General features: G+C 67.7%; 18 protein-coding genes. 9 read left to right on the top strand and 9 right to left on the bottom strand.

What is annotated here, in order from left to right:
* Positions 1-67: 67 nt before the first annotated feature.
* Positions 68-1132 carry a diacylglycerol/lipid kinase family protein gene (locus AC1DBX_RS18385; protein ID WP_476932407.1) on the top strand — a complete coding sequence of 355 codons (1065 nt, stop codon included), beginning with the start codon at positions 68-70 and terminating at the stop codon, positions 1130-1132.
* 50 nt (positions 1133-1182) lie between these two features.
* Here AC1DBX_RS18385 and AC1DBX_RS18380 read toward each other — a convergent pair whose 3' ends face one another.
* The 3 genes from AC1DBX_RS18380 to AC1DBX_RS18370 all read right to left on the bottom strand — a co-directional run bounded on the left by AC1DBX_RS18380 (position 1183) and on the right by AC1DBX_RS18370 (position 2827).
* Entirely contained in the window at positions 1183-1404 is a 222-nt protein-coding gene (locus AC1DBX_RS18380; RefSeq protein WP_018774949.1) for a hypothetical protein, read from the bottom strand.
* A 94-nt stretch (positions 1405-1498) separates the two neighbouring features.
* Positions 1499-2482: a prephenate dehydratase gene (gene pheA / locus AC1DBX_RS18375; protein ID WP_223914712.1), complete on the bottom strand. Its 984-nt coding sequence runs from the start codon at positions 2480-2482 to the stop codon at positions 1499-1501.
* 18 nt (positions 2483-2500) lie between these two features.
* Positions 2501-2827 carry a rhodanese-like domain-containing protein gene (locus AC1DBX_RS18370; protein WP_223914713.1) on the bottom strand — a complete coding sequence of 109 codons (327 nt, stop codon included), beginning with the start codon at positions 2825-2827 and terminating at the stop codon, positions 2501-2503.
* 288 nt (positions 2828-3115) lie between these two features.
* On the opposite strand from AC1DBX_RS18370, the gene AC1DBX_RS18365 reads away from it, so the two are divergent.
* The 4 genes from AC1DBX_RS18365 (at position 3116) to AC1DBX_RS18350 (ending at position 8706) form a co-directional block, all read left to right on the top strand.
* Entirely contained in the window at positions 3116-4591 is a 1476-nt protein-coding gene (locus AC1DBX_RS18365) for an amidase (RefSeq protein ID WP_476932406.1), read from the top strand.
* 477 nt (positions 4592-5068) lie between these two features.
* Entirely contained in the window at positions 5069-6214 is a 1146-nt protein-coding gene (locus tag AC1DBX_RS18360) for an alcohol dehydrogenase catalytic domain-containing protein (RefSeq protein ID WP_476932405.1), read from the top strand.
* 127 nt (positions 6215-6341) lie between these two features.
* On the top strand, positions 6342-7847 hold the full coding sequence (locus AC1DBX_RS18355; protein ID WP_218670209.1) for a peptide MFS transporter: 1506 nt from the start codon (positions 6342-6344) through the stop codon (positions 7845-7847).
* 4 nt (positions 7848-7851) lie between these two features.
* Complete coding sequence (locus tag AC1DBX_RS18350) at positions 7852-8706, top strand: phosphotransferase (protein WP_476886761.1); 855 nt, start codon at positions 7852-7854, stop codon at positions 8704-8706.
* A gap of 31 nt (positions 8707-8737) precedes the next feature.
* Here the strand turns inward: AC1DBX_RS18350 and AC1DBX_RS18345 are convergent, their stop codons facing one another.
* The gene (locus AC1DBX_RS18345; RefSeq protein ID WP_476886762.1) at positions 8738-9445 is read right to left on the bottom strand and encodes a DUF4190 domain-containing protein; all 708 of its coding nucleotides are present in this window, start codon (positions 9443-9445) and stop codon (positions 8738-8740) included.
* A gap of 148 nt (positions 9446-9593) precedes the next feature.
* Here AC1DBX_RS18345 and pgm point away from each other — a divergent pair, with 148 nt between their 5' ends.
* Entirely contained in the window at positions 9594-11243 is a 1650-nt protein-coding gene (gene pgm / locus AC1DBX_RS18340; protein WP_476886763.1) for a phosphoglucomutase (alpha-D-glucose-1,6-bisphosphate-dependent), read from the top strand.
* A gap of 1 nt (position 11244) precedes the next feature.
* Here pgm and AC1DBX_RS18335 read toward each other — a convergent pair whose 3' ends face one another.
* The 3 genes from AC1DBX_RS18335 to AC1DBX_RS18325 all read right to left on the bottom strand — a co-directional run bounded on the left by AC1DBX_RS18335 (position 11245) and on the right by AC1DBX_RS18325 (position 14086).
* Entirely contained in the window at positions 11245-12393 is a 1149-nt protein-coding gene (locus tag AC1DBX_RS18335) for a GGDEF domain-containing protein (protein ID WP_476932404.1), read from the bottom strand.
* A 173-nt stretch (positions 12394-12566) separates the two neighbouring features.
* The gene (locus tag AC1DBX_RS18330) at positions 12567-13136 is read right to left on the bottom strand and encodes a hypothetical protein (protein WP_476932403.1); all 570 of its coding nucleotides are present in this window, start codon (positions 13134-13136) and stop codon (positions 12567-12569) included.
* A 344-nt stretch (positions 13137-13480) separates the two neighbouring features.
* The gene (locus AC1DBX_RS18325) at positions 13481-14086 is read right to left on the bottom strand and encodes a malonic semialdehyde reductase (RefSeq protein ID WP_476932402.1); all 606 of its coding nucleotides are present in this window, start codon (positions 14084-14086) and stop codon (positions 13481-13483) included.
* A 231-nt stretch (positions 14087-14317) separates the two neighbouring features.
* Here AC1DBX_RS18325 and AC1DBX_RS18320 point away from each other — a divergent pair, with 231 nt between their 5' ends.
* Positions 14318-15673 carry a uracil-xanthine permease family protein gene (locus tag AC1DBX_RS18320; protein ID WP_223914722.1) on the top strand — a complete coding sequence of 452 codons (1356 nt, stop codon included), beginning with the start codon at positions 14318-14320 and terminating at the stop codon, positions 15671-15673.
* A 139-nt stretch (positions 15674-15812) separates the two neighbouring features.
* Here AC1DBX_RS18320 and AC1DBX_RS18315 read toward each other — a convergent pair whose 3' ends face one another.
* Together AC1DBX_RS18315 and AC1DBX_RS18310 are read right to left on the bottom strand one after the other, a co-directional pair.
* A complete protein-coding gene (locus AC1DBX_RS18315) occupies positions 15813-16334 on the bottom strand; it encodes a hypothetical protein (RefSeq protein WP_476932401.1) in 522 nt (173 codons plus the stop codon).
* A gap of 83 nt (positions 16335-16417) precedes the next feature.
* Complete coding sequence (locus AC1DBX_RS18310; protein WP_476859527.1) at positions 16418-17335, bottom strand: SDR family oxidoreductase; 918 nt, start codon at positions 17333-17335, stop codon at positions 16418-16420.
* Positions 17336-17553: 218 nt separating this feature from the next.
* On the opposite strand from AC1DBX_RS18310, the gene AC1DBX_RS18305 reads away from it, so the two are divergent.
* Both AC1DBX_RS18305 and AC1DBX_RS18300 read left to right on the top strand, forming a co-directional pair.
* Positions 17554-18054 carry a DUF6328 family protein gene (locus tag AC1DBX_RS18305; protein ID WP_028275968.1) on the top strand — a complete coding sequence of 167 codons (501 nt, stop codon included), beginning with the start codon at positions 17554-17556 and terminating at the stop codon, positions 18052-18054.
* Positions 18051-18758 (top strand): DUF6766 family protein, encoded by a 708-nt coding sequence (locus AC1DBX_RS18300; protein ID WP_476849932.1) that lies wholly within the window; start codon positions 18051-18053, stop codon positions 18756-18758. The genes AC1DBX_RS18305 and AC1DBX_RS18300 overlap by 4 nt, the downstream gene beginning before the upstream one ends.
* Positions 18759-18772: the final 14 nt, after the last annotated feature.

Below are 18772 nucleotides of genomic sequence, written 5' to 3'. Positions count from 1 at the left end.
ATCCAATCCGGTCACGGTTGCCCGGCAAGCCGGCCTGCATGCGCTGGCGGGATACTGTTGGATCACAATGCGCGACTGGCTGCTCTACCTCGTCATCGCTGGGGCCCTGGTCTTTGCCGTCTCCAGCTGGTGGGGGGTGCGCCGGCTGAAGGCCAAGCACACCCGCCGTGCCGTGTGGGAGGAAACCCACAGCCCGGGCCCGGGCCGCCAGAAGGTGGCCGTGGTCCTGAACCCCATCAAAGCCAAGTCTGCCGAGGCCCGGGGCCTGATTGAGGCAGCGTGCGCGGCGGCCGGCTGGCCGGCGCCCCGCGTCTTTGAAACCACCGCAGAGGATCCCGGCTTCTCGCAGGCGCGGGCTGCGGTGGCCTACGGGGCCGACGTCGTCCTGGCCGGCGGCGGCGACGGTACCGTGCGTGTGGTGGCGGAGGTCCTCGCCGGGACGCACACCGCCATGGGCGTGATCCCGCTGGGCACCGCAAACCTCTTGGCCCGCAATGTGCATCTGGAGGTCAACGACCTCGCCGGCAACGTGCAGGCCGCCCTGTTCGGGCACCAGCGGTTCATCGATACGGCGCGGCTCACCCTGGAAAATTCGCTCACCGGGGAGTCAGCGCAACACACGTTCCTGGTGATTGCGGGCATCGGCATGGACGCCGAAGTAGTCAGCGACACCCTTGACGGCCTGAAGAGGGCGGTGGGCTGGCTGGCGTACACGGAAGCCGGGGCCAGGCACCTTCTGGGGCGCCGCAAGAAGGTCTCCATCGCGCTGGATGACCAGCCTGAGCAGGCCCGGAAGATCCGCAGCGTCCTGTTCGCGAACTGCGGCCTGATCCCCGGGGGAATCGACTTCATCCCGCAGGCCATGATCGATGACGGGATGCTGGACGTGGTGGTGATGAGCCCGCGCAGTGCGATCGGCTGGCTGGCCATGTACACAAAGATCGTCCTGAAGCACAAGAAAGACCTGCCGGTCATGACGTATTACCGGTGCGGCAAGATCACCATCCGGTGCCCGGAACCTATGCCCACCCAGGTCGACGGCGATCCTTCCGGCGAGGCCACGATGGTCACCGTCGAGGTGGACCCGGGATCCCTGCTGGTGAGGGTAAAGGACGGCGCCAAAGGCCGCTAGGCCGACGGCGGCTGGAGCGCGCCAGGCTGGAGTGCGCCAGGAGCGAGGGACTAGGCGCTGGCGGCCTTCTTGGCCTCTGCCGCCTTCTTCGCCTCGGCCGCAGCCTTGGCGGCCCGGGCTTCGGACTGCTCACGGATCATTGCCTGCTCCTCTTCGAAGCGCAGGCGGTCCGCGCGGTCGGCGTCGTCGCCGTCCCAGTCCTGATTTTCAGCTGTGGGCTTGGGATTGACAATCATTCCCTGGCCGTCATTTTCTGTGCTGGTGCCTGACATGACCCGCTCCCTCCCGTAGGGGAATTCCCCAATATGGATCAGGCAAGCATACGCACAGTTGGGAGGGCGTGGAAGTGCGCCATATGGCATTTGCCTACGCTCTGGGCGAAGCCCCCGGGGTATATTCCGGCACAGCAGATGCGCCGCCCAGTATGTCTTTCACCCACGCATGCGCGGCGCGGAATGCCTGGTCGGAGGTGTGCGGCGCGACGCTGGTCCGGTGGCCGTCGGCACGCTGGTAGGACCCGAGGAAGCGGGTGGCCGGGCTGATCCGGTGAAGACCTGCGAGCGCGTCGGCCACCCGGGCGTCGGCGACATGGCCGTCGGCGTCAATGCTGAAGAAATAGTGGCCCAGGTACTGCCCGGTGGGCCGGGATTCGATCCGGCTCAGGTTTACGCCGCGGGTGGCGAACTGGTCCAGGATCTCCATCAGCGCACCCGGCCGGTCCTCGGGCAGCGGCACCACGACAGTGGTCTTGTCGGCTCCGGTGGGGGCCGGCAGTTCGCCCGGGCGGCCCACCAGCACGAACCGGGTGACGGCTCCGGGGTTGTCGCCGATGTTTTCCGCCAGCACCTTCAGGCCCGGCTGCTCGGTGGCCACGATCGGGGCGCAGATCGCGGCGTCGTAGTGGGCGCCGTCGCCATCCAGCAAGCCCATGGCGGCAGCGGCGGTGGAAGAACCGGGAATGTATTCCGCATTGGGAATATTAGAGTCCACCCAGAGCCTGCACTGGGCCCAGGCGTGGCCGTGGGTGGAGACGCGCCGGATGTCCCCGAGCGCCACGCCGGGCCTGGCCACCAGGACGAAACTGATGGGCACCAGAGCCTCCCGGAGGATCCGGAGTTCCTGGCCGGTGGCGATGGCGTCGAGGGTGGCGGTGACCCCGCCCTCGACCGAGTTTTCGATCGGTACCATGGCCGCATCGGCGGAGCCGTCCCGCACCTTGTCCAGCGCCGTGTTCACATTCGAGGACGGAATGCGGATGGCCTCCGCCGCGTCCGGGACCTGCATCAGGGCCGCTTCGGTGAAGGTGCCCTCGGGTCCGAGGAATGTGTAGGTGAGCGTCGGTGCGGGCATCAGTTCTTCCTTCTTCAGTTACAGGACAACCGGTTTGAGGCCGTTGTCGGACACCAGCGGCATGCCGGTCTCAACCCACTGGTCCATGCCGCCGGCCACATTCACGGCGGAATATCCCATTCCGACCAGCCACTGGGTGGCCCGGAAGGAGCGGCCGCCAGTGCGGCAGATGACGTAGACGTCCTCGTCCGGGTCCAGCTCCTCGATCCGGGCCGGCAACTGGTCCATGGGAATGTGCAGGGCACCCTCGGCGTGGCCCGCAGCCCACTCATAGTCCTCGCGGACGTCCACGATCTTGGCACCATCGGGGATGCCAGACACGCTTACGCTCTGGAAGTCGCTCATGTTGACCCTTTCCGCAGAATTCAAGCTCCGATCCCAGCGTATCCCCCGCCGCTGGCACCGCACCCCCGCTGGCGGCACGTTACGCTTCTGGGGACCGCAAAGGAGACCTCATGGCTGCCGAACACCCCGCGGAGCGGCCGGTCCGCGGCCCCCGCCACGGGACATGCCCTCCCCTGGCCGCGCGCGCTGGGCATGATGCCAACGTGTCCTTCCGCCGGTCCCAGGAAGGGGCATGTCCCCCGGGTAGCCGACCCGCGCGGCCCCACGTACGGCCGGAGCCCCGCCTCCTTGGCTGAAATCCACGAACTCTCCGCCGTCGAGCTCCGCGATGCGCTCCGTTCCGGCGAGCTGTCCGCCAGGGCCGCCGCCGATCATTTCCTGGACCGGATCGAAGCCGAGAATCCGCACCTCGGTGCCTTCATCACGGTCACCGCGGAACAGGCGCGGAAAGACGCCACGGCAGCTGACCGGCGCTACGCCCTCCGGAGCCGGAACGGCGGCGCCTTGCCCCTGCTGCATGGAATGCCGGTCGCCTTCAAGGACCTGACGGATGTGGCAGGGGTCGTCACCACGCATGGAAGCGCGGCCCTGGAACGCAAGCCGGCCTTGGCCGACGGCGCAGTTCCCGCCGCGCTCAAGGCCGCCGGGGTCCTCTCGCTGGGCAAGACACAGGTCCCGGAGTTCGGCCTGACCGCCTACAGCGAGAACCGGATCGCCCCGCCGTCGCGCAATCCGTATGCACTCAGCCGCAGTTCGGGCGGCTCCTCGGGCGGCAGTGCTGCCGCGGTGGCCGCGGGGCTGTTGCCGTTCGCCCCCGGGTCCGACGGCGGGGGCTCCGTGCGGATCCCGGCCGCGGCATGCGGACTGGTCGGGTTGAAGCCCGGACGTGGGCTTCTGCCGGCCGGGGAAAGCTCAGGCGATCCCGCGCAGCTCGTGGTTGCCGGACCGCTCGCCCGCTCCGCCGCCGACTCCGCGCTGCTGCTGGATGCTCTGGTGCCGGGCCCGGACAATCAGGGTGCGGGCGAACAGGGTGCGGGCGGTCCGGGCATGGGCAGCCGGACGCACGCCGGCTACCTCGAACTGACCGCCAGCGAGCCCCGACCGCTGAGGATCGGCATAAGTCTCGACAGCCCGTGGCAAGCGAAGTTTCCCTTCATCCCGGACAGTGAGGCGCTCGACGCACTCGCGGACGGCATCTCGCGGCTGGAGGCGGCGGGGCACGAGACGATGGAAGCCGCGATTCGCTACGACAACCGCTACCCGGATGCTTTCACCACAGCCTGGACGGCCGGCATTGGCAGCGCGCGCATCTCGCCGCAGCGCGAGGCGCTCCTGACACCGCTCACCAGGACTTTCCGCCGGCGGGCACAGCAGCGCAGTGCAGCCAAACTTAACGAATCCCTCGGGTTCCTCCGGCAGTTCCAGCAGGACACGATTGTCCAGTACGCCCAATGGGACCTCATAGTGACGCCGGCCCTGGCGCAGACACCCCGTCCGGTGGGCTGGTTCACGGGCGCGACCCACGGCGGAGGCTACTGGCCGGCCGCGGAATGGGCGGGCGACGCCGACGGCGACTACCGCAAACAGTGCGAGTACGCTCCCTGGTCATCCATGGTCAACGTTTGCGGGCTGCCGGCCATCAGCATCCCGGTGCACTGGACCGGCGGCGCCCCTGGTTCCGGCCTGCCGATGGGCATCCAGGTGATCGGGCCGATGGGCTCCGAGGGGCTCCTGCTGCAGGTGGCCGCCCAATTGGGCTTCTAGCCGTGGACCCGGCACTCACCCGTGGGCATGCCCACTCCTGACGCCGCGCAGGGGACATGTCCGGAACTCACATCGGGCACCGGACATGTCCGCCCGTAGCCGAGGCGGGTGGACATAATGCCATCATGTCCACGCCCGGGCGCCACGAATGAGCATGTCCCCCGGTGAGGCCCAGGAACTCAGCCAACACTCACCCCCCGGGCACCAAAAATGAGCATGTCCCCCGGTGAGGCCCAGGAACTCAGCCAACACTCACCCCCGGGCACCAACAATGGGCACGTCCCCAACGGGCATCCAGGAACTCAGCCAACGCACACCCCCGGGCACCAAAAATGAGCATGTCCCCCGCTGGGGCACAGGAAACCAGCCACCCCAAGCCCGCGGCCGCAGTCGGACCTCCCCAGCCCCCAAATGGACGCTGGCGGCGGCAGGCGGCTATCGTTCACTCAAACCCGACCAGGCCGCGAAAGAGGATCGATGAAGATCACCGGTGCAGTACTTGAGGAAATCGGCCGCCCCCGCCCCTTCGCGGAGTCCAGGCCGATCAGCATCTCCGAGCTGGAACTGGCGGCTCCCGGGCCCACCGAGATCCTTGTCCGGATGGAGGCCGCCGGAATCTGCCACTCGGACCTGAGCGTCGTCGACGGCAACCGGGTCCGGCCCGTTCCCATGCTGCTGGGCCACGAGGCCGCGGGCCGCATCGTGACGGTCGGTTCCGGCGTCACGGACCTGCAGCCCGGTCAGCGGGTGGTCATGTCCTTCCTGCCCCGATGCGAGAACTGCGCGAACTGCGCCGAGGACGGCCGGCTGCCCTGCACGGCAGGGTCCAAGAGCAACAACGACGGGACCCTGCTGCACGGATCCCTGCTCCTGAGCCGCGACGGCGAGCCCGTCCACCACCACCTGGGCGTCTCAGGCTTCGCCACCCACGCCGTCGTGGACCGCGCTTCCGCCGTGCCGGTGGACGACGACATCCCCGCGGACATTGCGGCAGTGCTGGGCTGCGCCGTGCTGACCGGCGGCGGCGCGGTGCTCAACGCGGCCCGGCCCCGCCCGCAGGACAGCATCATGATCGTCGGCCTCGGAGGGGTGGGCATGGCGGCGCTCATTACCGCCGTCTCGCAAGGAATCTCACGGATTGTCGCTGTGGACACGCTGGAGCAGAAACTCGATCACGCCCGCCGCCTCGGCGCCCACGAGACATACACCCCGCAGCAGGTCCTCGACGCCGGGGTCAAAGCCAGGTTCGTGATCGAGTGCGCGGGAAATCCCCGCGCGTTCGAGACCGCGTTCGCCGCCACCTCCGCCGGCGGCACCACCGTCACGGCGGGACTGCCCTCCCCCGAGGCCCGCGCCCAGCTGGCGCCGCTGACCGTCACCGCCGAAGCCCGGACGATCGTGGGCAGCTACCTGGGCTCCGCCGTCCCGTCGCGGGACATCCCGAGATACGCCCAGTTGTGGCGGGACGGGAAACTGCCCGTCGAGGAGCTGATCTCGGACCGCATCGCCCTGGCCGATATCAACCGGGCCATGGACCAGCTGGCGGACGGCCTCGCCATCCGGCAGATCATTATGTTCGACGCCGGCGAGCCCGCCCAGGAGCCCGCCGACGAGCCCGTCTAGGACACAGCCGCCCAGCCCGGAACGCCCCGCGAAACCGGCGGAAAGAGAGGCAAAACACGGCCGCGGTTGCTTGCCTCGAGCCTGCTCGAATGTGACAATCGCGCGTCACAATGTCACCATTAAGTAAATGAGCACAACTCATTTATCCAATCCCCCCGCTATAACGCCGGGCGATCCCTCGTTACGTCCCCCCACCAAGACACCGGGCGACACCTCGTTTTTTGGCCACCCAAAGATGCTGGCCAGCCTTTTCTCCGTAGAGATGTGGGAGCGCTTCTCCTTCTACGGAATGCAGGGGATCCTCCTTTACTACATGTACTTCACGGCTGCCCAGGGTGGCCTTGAGATTCCACAAGCTTTGGCGGCCGGCCTCGTCGGCGCCTACGGCGGCGGCGTCTACCTCTCCACAATCCTCGGCGCCTGGCTCGCGGACCGGCTCTTCGGGTCCGAGCGGGTGCTGTTCGGCGCGGCCGTCCTGATCATGGCCGGCCACATCGGGCTGGCACTCGTGCCCGGCATACCCGGCCTGATCGCCGGACTGGTGCTGGTGGGCGTCGGCTCCGGCGGCCTGAAGGCCAATGCCACCGCCCTCGTCGGCAGCCTGTATGGGGAGAAGGACGAACGCCGCGACGCCGGGTTCTCCATCTTCTACATGGGCATCAACGCCGGTGCGCTGATCGGCCCGCTGGTCACCGGCTGGCTGCAGGAAAGCCAGGGCTTCCACTGGGGCTTCGGCGCCGCCGCCGTCGGCATGGCCATTGGCCTTGTCATCTACTCGCTGGGCCGCAAGAAGCTGCCCGAAGAAGCACACCGGGTACCGAACCCGCTCCCGGCCGCCCAGCGCACCCGCTACGGCCTCGTCTTCGCCGGCATCGCCGTGATCATCGCCGTGCTGCTCGTGACCGGCACGGTGAACGCCGAAAACCTGGCCATGTCCATGGCCTACGCCGCAATCGGCGCGTCGGTGCTGTACTTCGCGCTGATCTTCAGCAGCAAGAAGGTCACCCCCACCGAGCGCGGACGGGTCGCAGCGTTTATCCCGCTGTACATCGCCTCCGCGGCGTTCTGGGCCCTGTTCCAGCAGCAGTTCACCTTCATCGCCGTGTACTCGGAGGAGAAGCTGGACCGGAACCTGTTCGGCTGGGAAATGCCTGCCGCCTGGGTCCAGTCCATCAACCCGGTGTTCATCATCATCTTCGCCGGCATCATGGCCGCCCTCTGGACCCGGCTCGGCCGCAAGCAGCCCGGTTCGGCCCTGAAGTTCTCGATCGGCCTGTTCGTGATGGGCCTTGCTTTCCTGGCGTTCATCCCGCTGGCCGGCGGTGGCAAGACCCCTCTGCTGGCTCTGGTTGGAATCCTGCTTCTGTTCACGCTTGCAGAGCTGTTCCTTTCCCCCATCGGCCTGTCTGTGACCACCAAGCTGGCGCCCAAGGCCTTCCACACCCAGATGGTGGCACTGTTCTTCCTCTCGGTGTCCCTGGGCACCACCCTGGCCGGCATCCTGTCCGGCCTGTACAACCCGCAGGACGAGCTGCCCTACTTCATCGGCATCGGCGGAACCGCAATGCTGCTGGCTGTGGGCCTGGCGGTCGCCTCACCGGCGATCAAGAAGCTCATGGGCGGCGTACGCTGACCCGATGAGCACCGCACATCGCGTTCCGGTTGCTTCGCGCGTCTACACCCCCGCCCCCGGCGAGGCGTCCGACGTCGAACTCATGCCGGCAGGCGATGTCACCGACGGCGTGGTGCGGGTTGGCGGAACCATCCGCCGCCCGCACCAGCCGCAATCCCTCGCCGTCGCCGAGTACCTCGACTGGCTGGACGACGCCGGTTTTGCGGGCTCCCCCCGCTTCCTCGGCCGCGACCCGCAGGGCCGGGACGTCCTGACCTTCGTGCCGGGAGACTGCGCCGGGACGCCGCCGGAATCCTGGGTGCAGTCCGAGGACCTGCTGGCCTCCGTGGCCCGCCTGGTGCGGCGTCTGCACACCGCGTCCGCCGGCTTCGTGCCGCGGGCCCACGCGTTTCCGCCCCGGCCGGTGCGGCCAAACCCCGCCGACGCCGCCGGACTCATCTGCCACCTGGACGTGACACCCCAGAATGTGGTGGTCCGGGGCGGCCTGGCCGCGGGACTGGTGGATTTCGACCTCGCCGGACCCGCCACGGCACTTCACGATTCGCTCAACACCGCCATGCACTGGGTGCCGCTCCGCGACCCGTCAGATAGGTGGCCGGGCTGGGAAGACCAGAATCCGTTCCGCCGGCTGCGCATCTTCGCCGATGCCTACGGCTGGAGCGAGGATGAACGACGCCGGCTGCCCGGCGCCGGGATCGACGCCGCGGCGCTCAGCTACGAGCGGATGCGGCACAACGCCGCCGCCCTGGGCGGCGGCTGGGCGCGGATGTGGCAGGAGGGCGTGGGCGGCCAGATCAACCGCCGGCGCGCTTGGCTTGAGGCCAACGCGAAGCCCCTGGTGGCCGCGCTGACAACCTGACCAGGCGCGGCTCCGGCGCCACAGGGCAGACCTAGGCTCCGTACCCGCTGTTGCGCGCGGTGCCGATGACCAGTCCGAAAATGACCAGGACCAGGATGGTGACGGCGATGCCCACGTAACCCATCACCAGGCCGGCGATCGCCATGCCCCGGCCGGCCGGTTCGCGGCGCAGGGCCATGTGCCCCAGAATCACGGCGGCCAGCTGTGGGAGCAGGAAGAATCCGAATCCCACCAGTGCCGCGATTCCGCAGCACATGCTGGCGATGCTCAGACTCTTGGGCGACGGCGGCGCGCCGTAGTACGCGGGCTGGCCGTAGGCGTTGGGGCTGCCCGGCTGGGCATACGGCGACGGCTGGCCATACGGGGCGGCCGGCTGGCCGTAGATCGGGGGGTACGGGCTTGAGTACTGGCCGCGGTCAGGTGCCGCCTGGCCGGTGTAGGGCTGTTGTCCGGTGTAGGGCTGCTGTCCGACGTGGGGCTGCTGTCCGACGTGGGGCTGCTCGCCCGTGTCGGGCTGCTGGCCAGTGTGAGGCTGCTGGCCTGTGTGAGGCTGCTGGCCCGGGTAGGGCTGCTGCGGGGATTCGGGTTGCGCGAACTGCTGCGTCGCCGACGGTCCCTGATCCTGGCCGGCGGGTGGTGCCTGCCCCGGCGAAACGTCGGGTTGCTGGTCCGGGAGGCGCAGGGTCGGCTGGTAGCCCTCCGGGGTCTCGTCTTTGCCTTGTTTTGGCTGTTCAGTCATGGCTTGTCCCCTCAAGAAGTCTCTGGATCCAGAGTACCGCCGCACGGTTGGCTTGGGACCGGGCCTATTGGCGGGTTTTCTTTCGTCACAGGAGCGGGTTTGGCGCGAAACCGTGTTGCACCCCGCCCTCGTCTGGCATGCTGGTGCCATGGCTAGCCGCGCGGGCACAGTTGCCCAACCCCAAGACCTTGTTGACCTCACTGCGCTTTTGGATGCGTACTACGACATTTCGCCGGACCTCTCGGACCCGGGCCAGCGGGTGGCCTTCGGCACCTCCGGGCATCGGGGATCGAGCCTGAAGGCGTCCTTCAACGAACCCCACATCCTCGCCATCACGCAGGCGATCGTGGAATACCGGGCAGGCCAGGGCATCACCGGCCCCCTCTACATGGCCAAGGACACCCATGGCCTGAGCGAGCCCGCACAAAACTCCGCCCTCGAGGTGCTGGCAGCCAACGGCGTGCACGTCCTCATCGACGCCCGCCACGGCTACACGCCCACCCCTGCCCTGAGCCACGCCATCCTGACGCACAACCGCAATGCCGCCCCTGGCGCGCCGCAGGCCGACGGCATCGTGGTGACCCCCAGCCACAACCCCCCGGGCGACGGCGGATTCAAGTACAACCCTCCGCACGGCGGCCCCGCGGACACCGACGCCACCGGCTGGATCGCCAACCGCGCCAACGAGCTGCTGGAAAACGGCCTGCGCGGCGTCAAGCGGATTCCGGTGGCCGAGGCCCTGGCCGCCGGGACCACCGGCAAGTTCGACTTCCTGAGCAGCTACGTCGACGACCTCCCGTCGGTACTGGATCTCAACGCGATCCGCGAGGCGGGCGTCCGGATCGGCGCCGACCCGATGGGCGGAGCGTCGGTGGACTACTGGGGCGAGATCGGTGAGCGCCACCACCTGAACCTCACCGTGGTCAACCCCACCGTCGACCCGCAGTGGGCTTTCATGACGCTGGACTGGGACGAGAAGATCCGGATGGATTGCTCCTCGCCGTCGGCGATGGCGTCCCTGATCAACCGCATGTCCGACGGCGCCAAGTTCGACGTCGCCACAGGCAACGACGCCGACGCCGACCGCCACGGGATCGTCACCCCGGACGGCGGGCTGATGAACCCAAACCACTACCTCGCCGTCGCCATCGATTATCTGTACCGGCACCGGACCGGCTGGAACCCGCAGTCCGTGATCGGCAAGACCCTGGTTTCCTCATCCATCATCGACCGCGTGGCCGAGAGCCTGGGCCGCAAACTTGTCGAAGTGCCCGTGGGCTTCAAGTGGTTCGTCCCCGGGCTGCTGTCCGGAGAGGGCGCCTTCGGCGGCGAGGAATCCGCCGGTGCCTCCTTTAACAAGATGGACGGGAGCGTCTGGACCACCGACAAGGATGGCATCCTGCTGGCTCTGCTGGCCTCGGAGATCACGGCGGTGACGGGCAAATCACCGTCGCAGCTGTACAAGGGCCTCACCGACCAGTTCGGCGACCCCGTCTACGCCCGGATCGACGCGGCCGCCACCCGGGAGCAGAAGGCGGCGCTGGGCAAGCTCTCGCCGTCGGACGTCACCGCGACCGAACTGGCCGGCGAAACGATCACGGCCAAACTGACCGAAGCGCCGGGCAACGGCGCCGCGATTGGCGGCCTCAAGGTCGTTACCGAAAACGCCTGGTTCGCGGCCCGGCCCTCCGGCACGGAAGACGTCTACAAGATCTACGCCGAGTCCTTCAAGGGTACCGAGCACCTCAAGCAGGTCCAGGCCGAGGCGAAGGCGCTGGTGGACGGGGTTATCTCGTAGTTCAGCCGCCGGTGGCCAACTCGGCGCGGTCCCTGCCAAGCGTCTTTGCCTGGTAGAGGGCCGCGTCGGCCGAGATCACTGCGGCGTCGAGGCCGCCCGGGCCGGCGCCGGTGGACGCGATACCGTAGCTCACGGTGGGCAGCCGGGGAATGACTGCGGAGCCGGATTGATGGAGCCGGACGCTGATGTCGGCAGCGATTTCCCGTGCCCGGTCCGGCGTGACGCCAGGCAGCAGGAGGATGAATTCCTCGCCGCCGTAACGGCCCACGAGGTCGGTGGAGCGGACGGTGCCGGAGCAGGCCCTGGCAAAGGCCTGCAGAGCGGAGTCTCCGGCCGAGTGGCCGAACTGATCGTTGATGGCCTTGAAGTGGTCCAGGTCCGCGAGGATGATCGATGCCGTGGTGCCGGTCCGGCGCAAACGGCGCAGTTCGTTTTCGGCGAGGTCCAGGAACGCAGAACGGTTGAGCAGGCCCGTGAGGCCGTCCACGGTGGCCCGTGCCCGGAGATCCTGGGTCTGCTGTTCGTAGCTCAGCTCGGCCATGGTGAAGGAAGCAACCACGAGCGTGATCGTCGAGAAGACGGTCATGGGGACGGAGCCGAACACCAACGTGAAGACCGCACCGTCCGGTCCGTTCGCCAGGAAAGCGACCAGGCGGCCCAGGTAGAACACGGCCAGGATGCCGGCGCCCACGGCGAGGGGACGGTGGACGCGCGAGTAGTCGCGCTCGAGCAGGAACAGCTCCCGGGATGCCAGGCCGATCAACACGGCCATGAATCCCAGGTACACCGGGCCTCCCGCCCAGACGTTGGTGGCCGGGTGGCCGAGGAAGGAAGCGACGGCGGTGGCGGCAGGACCGGCCGCGAGCTGCCAAGGCCGGAGGGAGGGGGCACGGAGGGATCGTCCGCCGGCCCAGATGCTGGCGGCACCGGCGACCAGCAGGACGTTGCCGGCAGGGATGGCCCACCCCTGCTGCGCCGTACCCTCCAGCAGGTACGCGGCGTTGCCGACCAGGAACAGCAGGAGCGCCATGCACCACCAGCCGCTGTAGTGCGACCGGGTGCGCCGGAACGTAATGAAGTAGAAAAGCATGAGCAGTGTGAGGTCGACAAGCGCCAAGGCAACCCGCAGTGTCGCGGCGTCAAGCATCATTTAGTGGTCCCCCCGGTCCGCTGTGACTTGCCCGAAATACTCACTTCGTCTTCGAATAACCGTCGAATAGCTGCCGAAGTTGACCCAAGTATGGCACCCGGTCCGCAGGAATCCAGCGCCGGCGTCGCGGATATGACGCCGGGCCCTCCCAAGACGCCGTTCTGGCGCCTCGCCTACGCCTGGCCGGCGGTCCACAACTTCAGGATCCGGCGCGTGGCGTGCCCGCCGTCGGGCGCCATGTCCACGAGCGCTATTCGGTCAAGCGCGAACGTGTCGCCCTGCCGGAGCCGCTTGTCGCCGTGGTGCGAGACGTGCGGCCGGTACCCCTCCAGGGTGTAGGCAGGCGTGGAGATCCGGCCGGGCAGCTGATCCACGATCCGGACCAGCTCGTTGTGGAGGACCTGCAGCTCGTCGCTGGGTTCAATCAGGTTGACCGGGATTGACCCTGCGCGCCCGAACCCGGCTTCGCCGCCCACGCTGATCCGGCAGCCCAGGGCAGCGGCCACCGGGTCCGCCATGAGGGCGGCGATGTGGTCGGCGAGCGGATCGCCCGCGGCCGGCGGCGTGCCCGGCGCGGGTTCGGCGCGGGTTTCCTGGCCGGGTTCGACGACGTCGGACTTCACGACGCCGGCCTTGACCACGTCGAACTTGACCAGGGTGAGATGCAGCGGCCAGTCATCCCGGGGAAACTCGAGCCCTTCGGCTACTGGTTCCACGAAGGCCACCGCGATCAGGTTCCGCATGGGAAAAGTGTGCCACGCCGCGGCGCCTCCGGGGCCGGGCAGGCGCCGCAAACTCACAGTGCCGGCGGCGACGGCGCGGACTAAAATGGGAAGTGGCCTTGGATGTGGGCCTTGCGCTGAACCGCAGAATCGCATCCCGCGTGCCTCCGGCCTGTCCCCCATGGTGCCGGAGGCACCTCCGCGGGAGGACAGTGCCGGAGGCACCTCCGCGGGAGGACAGTGCCGGAGGCACCTCCGCGGGAGGACAGCGCCGCAGGCACCTCCGCGAAAGGACAGCGCCGCAGGCACCTCCGCGAAAGGACAGTGCCGCAGGCACCTCCGCGGGAGGACGGCGCCGCAGGCTGTTAGACGGTGCGGACGACGTCCTCGTAGGCGAATTTCGGCTTGGCTTCGCCCCAGGCGTCTGCCCCGGGCTGGCCGATGTTGACCACCAGGAAGCTCTTCTGGCTCCCGTCGGGGAAGAACGCAGCGTCGATCTTGGCGAAGTCGGCACCGGTCATGGGACCTGCCGCGAGGCCCAGGGTGCGGACCGCGAGGATGAAGTAGCCGGCCTGCAGGTGGGCGTTGTTGTTGCCCGTGGCCGCGGCGAGTTCCGGCGCGGCGTCATACATGGCTTTGGGGGCGTTGTAGCCGGGAAGGAACGCGTCCCACTGGTCCTGCCACGCGGTGTCGTAGCTCAGGACCGCGACGAGCGGCGCTGATGCCGTCTTGGCGCGGTTTCCGGCGGCCAGCGCATCAACAAGCGTGGCGCGGGCTTCGTCGGAGCGCACGTACGTAACGCGCAGCGGCTGGGAGTTGAACGCCGTGGGGCCGAACTTCGTCAGTTCGTAAATCGCGCGGGCCTGCTCGTCGGTGACGGCGCCGGTGAAGGCGTTCGCCGTGCGGGCTTCGGCAAAGATGGCGTCGACGGCGGCTGCCTCGATTACTGCTTCATCGTGGGCGAGTGTCATGGGCATCCCTTTCGCTGGGCCGGCGCACTCTTGGGCGGCCGGCGTCTCCTGCTGTCAATAGTTGCAACTTCAACGGACGGCGCCTGCTTCCCGCTGCGTCCTGTGACGTCGGGCACACTGGCCCGGCCCGCAGCACGCCGGCCCGACGGGACGGCCGGTAAATGCTGCGCGGTAAAGTTGCTCGGGAAGATTCCTTCCCGCCCGCCCCACATTCTCTGAAAGGCTCCCGGCATGAGCATGCTCGGCACCAAATGGAAGCTCCACGGCAACGGCAAGTCCGTCCGCCCCGGTGAGGTCGTCAGGCCGGATGAGCGGCTCACCTGGCCCCTGACGGTAGGGATCGGGATGCAGCATGTTGTGGCCATGTTCGGTGCTACCTTCCTAGTCCCGATCATCACGGGCATGCCGCCAGCCACCACCCTGTTCTTCTCCGGCATTGGCACGCTCCTGTTCCTGGTCATCACGCAGGGACGGGTGCCCAGCTACCTCGGTTCCAGCTTCGCGTTCATCGCGCCGATCATGGCTTCCCAGCAGCAGTTCGGCGTCCCCGGGGCACTCGGCGGCGTGGTCCTGGCAGGCGCGACCCTCGCCGTCGTCGGCGCCGTAGTGCAGAAGTTCGGCGCCGGCTGGATCAACCGGGTCATGCCGCCGATCGTGACCGGCGCGATCGTGGCGCTGATCGGCCTGAACCTGGCACCCGCGGCGAAGGCCAACTTCGACCAGGCCCCCGTCACCGCCTTCATCACCCTGGCCGTCATCATCGTGGTCAGCGTGCTGTTCCGCGGCATGCTGGGCCGGCTGAGCATCCTGGTGGGTGTCCTGGTGGGCTACCTTGTTGCGATGATCCGGGGCGAGGTGGACTTCTCCAAGGTGGACAGTGCTGGGTGGGTGGGCCTGCCGCATTTCCAGACCCCCGAATTCCACCTGGGCGTCGTGGGCCTCTTCGTGCCGGTCGTACTGGTGCTGGTGGCAGAGAACATCGGCCACGTGAAATCCGTGTCCGCCATGACGGGGCAGAACCTCGACGGCGTCTCCGGCCGCGCGCTGCTGGCCGACGGCGCCGCCACCGTACTTGCCGGTCTTGGCGGCGGGTCCGGGACGACCACGTATGCCGAGAACATCGGCGTCATGGCCGCCACGAAGGTGTATTCGACGGCGGCGTACTGGGTGGCCGGCGCCTTCGCTGTGATCCTGAGCTTCTCGCCGAAGTTTGGCGAGCTTATCGCCACCGTCCCCGCCGGCGTCCTGGGCGGCGCGGCCACGATGCTTTACGGCATGATCGGCGTGCTGGGCGTGAAAATCTGGGTCCAGAACAAGGTGAACTTCTCCAACTCGATCAACCTGACCACGGCCGCCGTCGCCCTGATTGTCGGGATTGCCGACTACACCTGGACCATCGGCGACTTGAAGTTCACCGGGATTGCGCTCGGCTCGGCCGCGGCCCTGGTGATCTACCACGGCATGAAGGCGATCGCGAAGGTGCGCGGCACGGTGGCCGAACCGGAAACCGAAGATTCCGCGCCGGCCGCAGCTTCGACGGCCGCGGTCAAGGCAGCGGTCAAGCGCTCCCCCAAGAAGCGCCGCTAAAGAACGCCGCCCGGAAGCGCGCTGCGGGCGGGCAACCCCGCCGACGAGAAAGGCCGGACTCCGCCCACGGGCAGGAGTCCGGCCTTTTCGCTGTCACGGCCGGCAGCGCCGGCAGCGGCGGGGCGCGACGGACCTGGGACTAGCCGGCGTCGAAGGCGTTCTTGTCATCGTCGCGGTCCTTCGGCGACTTGTTCTCCGGCAGGTCCGTCCCGGAGCCGTCCGGCAGCCCCGCCGCGTCCTGTCCGGACTCAGAGGAGAAGGGCCGCCCGGCGTCGGGCTCTTCCGTGTTGGCACCGTCCATCTCCGCTTCCGACGACGGCACTGCCGTCTCGGAATTCTCCGAGGCGTCCGGGTCGAAGCCGGGGGTTGCGCTGGCGTTTTCTGAACTCATTTGTTCCTCCGCTCCTCCGAAGCGTCCTGCTCCGGGTTCTCCTGCACTGTCTTGGTCTTCTGCACCGAACTGGCTCAGGTCCGGCGCGCCGGCCGGATACGTCTCGCCGTCGGGGCTGTCCTGGTTCAGCCCGGCGGCGTCGAAGGCCTCCTCCTCGCGGGGCTGGGCAAATTTCTTCCCATCGCCGCCCATCTCCTGCTCGGCGGTCGGCGTGCCGTAGCCGCCCGCTTCCTCGGTGACGGTCTTGGGATCCTGCTGGTTTTCAGTCATGTCATTCCTCCTGGTACTGGAAACTCGTGCTGGAAATGGGACTAGCTGGCAGTGGACGGGTCCGGAGCGGGTTCAGAGCGGGTTCAGAGACCCTTGCCTCCGGTGACCGGAAGCACGGCTCCGGAAATATAGGATCCGTGGTCGGAGGCGAGAAGGACATAGGCGGCCGCGAGCTCCGCCGGCTGCCCCGCCCGCTGCAGGGGCGTGTCCTGGCCGAAGGACGGGAGCTTGTCGGGCCATTCGGTGGCCGGAATCAGCGGTGTCCAGATGGGACCCGGGGCCACGGCGTTGACCCTGATCCCCTTGGGTCCGAGCTCCTGGGCCAGGGCTTTGGTGAAAGCCACCTGGGCCGCCTTGGTCATGGCGTAGTCAATGAGTTCCGGGGACGGGTTGAAGGCCTGGATTGACGCAGTGGTGATGATCGACGCTCCCGCTTCCAGATGCGGGACCGCGGCACGGGCCGTCCAGAGCAGGGAGTACAGATTGGTTTTGAAAACTCGATCAAACTCTTCGGTGGGCAGTGATTCGAAGCTCTCGCGGTTCTTCTGGTAGGCCGCATTCAGCACCAGGACGTCGAGGCGCCCGAATTCGGCCAGCGTCGCCTTCACGATGTCCGCCGCGAAGTCCTCGCTGCGGCCGTCGCCGGGGAGCAGCAGGGCCTTGCGGCCGGCCTTTCGGATCCACTCGGCGGTGTCCTGCGCGTCGTCTTCTTCCTCCGGCAGGTAGGAGATGGCGACGTCGGCCCCCTCACGGGCGAAGGCGATTGCCACCGCCCTGCCGATCCCGGAGTCGCCGCCGGTAATCAGGGCGGCCTTGCCGCTCAGGGCACCGCTGCCGCGGTAGCTTTCCTCGCCGTGGTCCGGCTTGGGCTCCATGGGCGCGGTGAGGCCGGGCTGCTTCTGGACCTGTTCCGGGAACGGGCCGGAATGGTAGCCGGCGCGCGGATCGCGCGGCTGTTCGGGCTGCTTGGGCTGATCCTGCCGTTCGCTTGAGTCGCTCATAGTCCGCCTAACAACGTGTCGGTTTCCAGGATGTTCATCGGTCCCATGGGGCCTGGGCCCGCTGAATCCATCCCAGCGAAGTAATCAGTTTCTACCCTAACCACAATATCGTCAGCAAGCTTAGTACCAACTTGTTTTTGGCAACTCTCAAGCCTAGGTTGAGGGTGGGGCCGCATGTTGTGGCGGCCTTGGTTTCAGGATTTTGCGGAGGAGTACCGATGACTGGCCCAGTAGTGCCGAAGAACGACGGCAGGGACGAGTCCGTTGCGGAGCGGATGGACCGCAACTGGGTCGAACTGCTGCAGGAACTGCGCGTACTGCAGACCGGCGTCCAGATTCTCGCCGGCTTCCTCCTGACGCTGCCGTTCCAGTCGCGCTTCGAGACGCTCGATGACTACCAGACCCGCCTGTATCTCGCCAACGTCGTCTTGGCCGCCCTGACCACGGCCACGATCCTGCTGCCCGTGAGCGTGCACCGCCGGCTGTTCCGGCAAGGGCTGAAGCAGGCCCTCGTGAGCAGCGCGGACATCATCGTCAGGTTTTCGTTGACCGGGGTGGGGCTGCTGAGCGTGGGCACCACCTCACTGATCTTCGATGTCACCGTAGGCCGGACGGCGGGCGTGATCGCCGGCGTCGGGCTGCTCGCCGTGCTGGTGCTGCTGCTGGTACTTGTCCCTGCCTGGATCCGTCGACGGGCCCGCAAAGAGGAGTCGCTATGACAAACGTTTCACATGAGCGCCACACCGCAGGCACGGGAACCATGGGCAAGTGGGTCAAGGAACATGGACTGCTTCTGGCCAACATCGGGCTGTTCGTCGTGTTTTTCGGCGGCATGGTCCTGAGCGGGGCAAGCACCTACAGCGACGAGCAGCTTGCCCACGGCGAACCTGCCGTGACCGTCCTGCAGTACCTTGGCACCGGGAACTTCCTGGAGGCGACTTTCGAGAACTGGGAGTCGGAATTCCTGCAGATGGGCATGTACGTCATCCTCACCGTCTTCCTGTTCCAGAAAGGGTCCTCCGAGTCCAAGCCGGTGGGCCGGACCGCCCCGCAAGACGAGGATCCCCGGCAGGCAAAGCTCAAGGAGTCCACGCCGTGGCCGGTGCGGCGCGGCGGCTGGGTCCTCAAGCTCTATGAACACTCGCTTTCGATCATGTTCCTCCTGCTGTTCCTGGCGTCGATCGCCCTGCACGCGGTTGGCGGCGCGGAGGACTACAACAGTGACCAGCAGGCGCACGGCCAGCCCACCGTGACGGTGCTGGGCTATCTGGCGACGAGCCGATTCTGGTTCGAGTCCTTCCAGAACTGGCAAAGCGAGTTCCTCGCCGTCGCGGTCCTGGTGGGCGCCTCGGTCTACCTTCGCGAGAAGGGCTCCCCCGAGTCCAAACCCGTGGCCGAACCGCACTACGAGACCGGCGCCTAGGCGGCAAGCTGGCC

It is taken from the genome of Arthrobacter sp. 10N44_2 (genome assembly GCF_056394385.1).
This window is presented reverse-complemented; position numbering and strand designations above follow the sequence as displayed.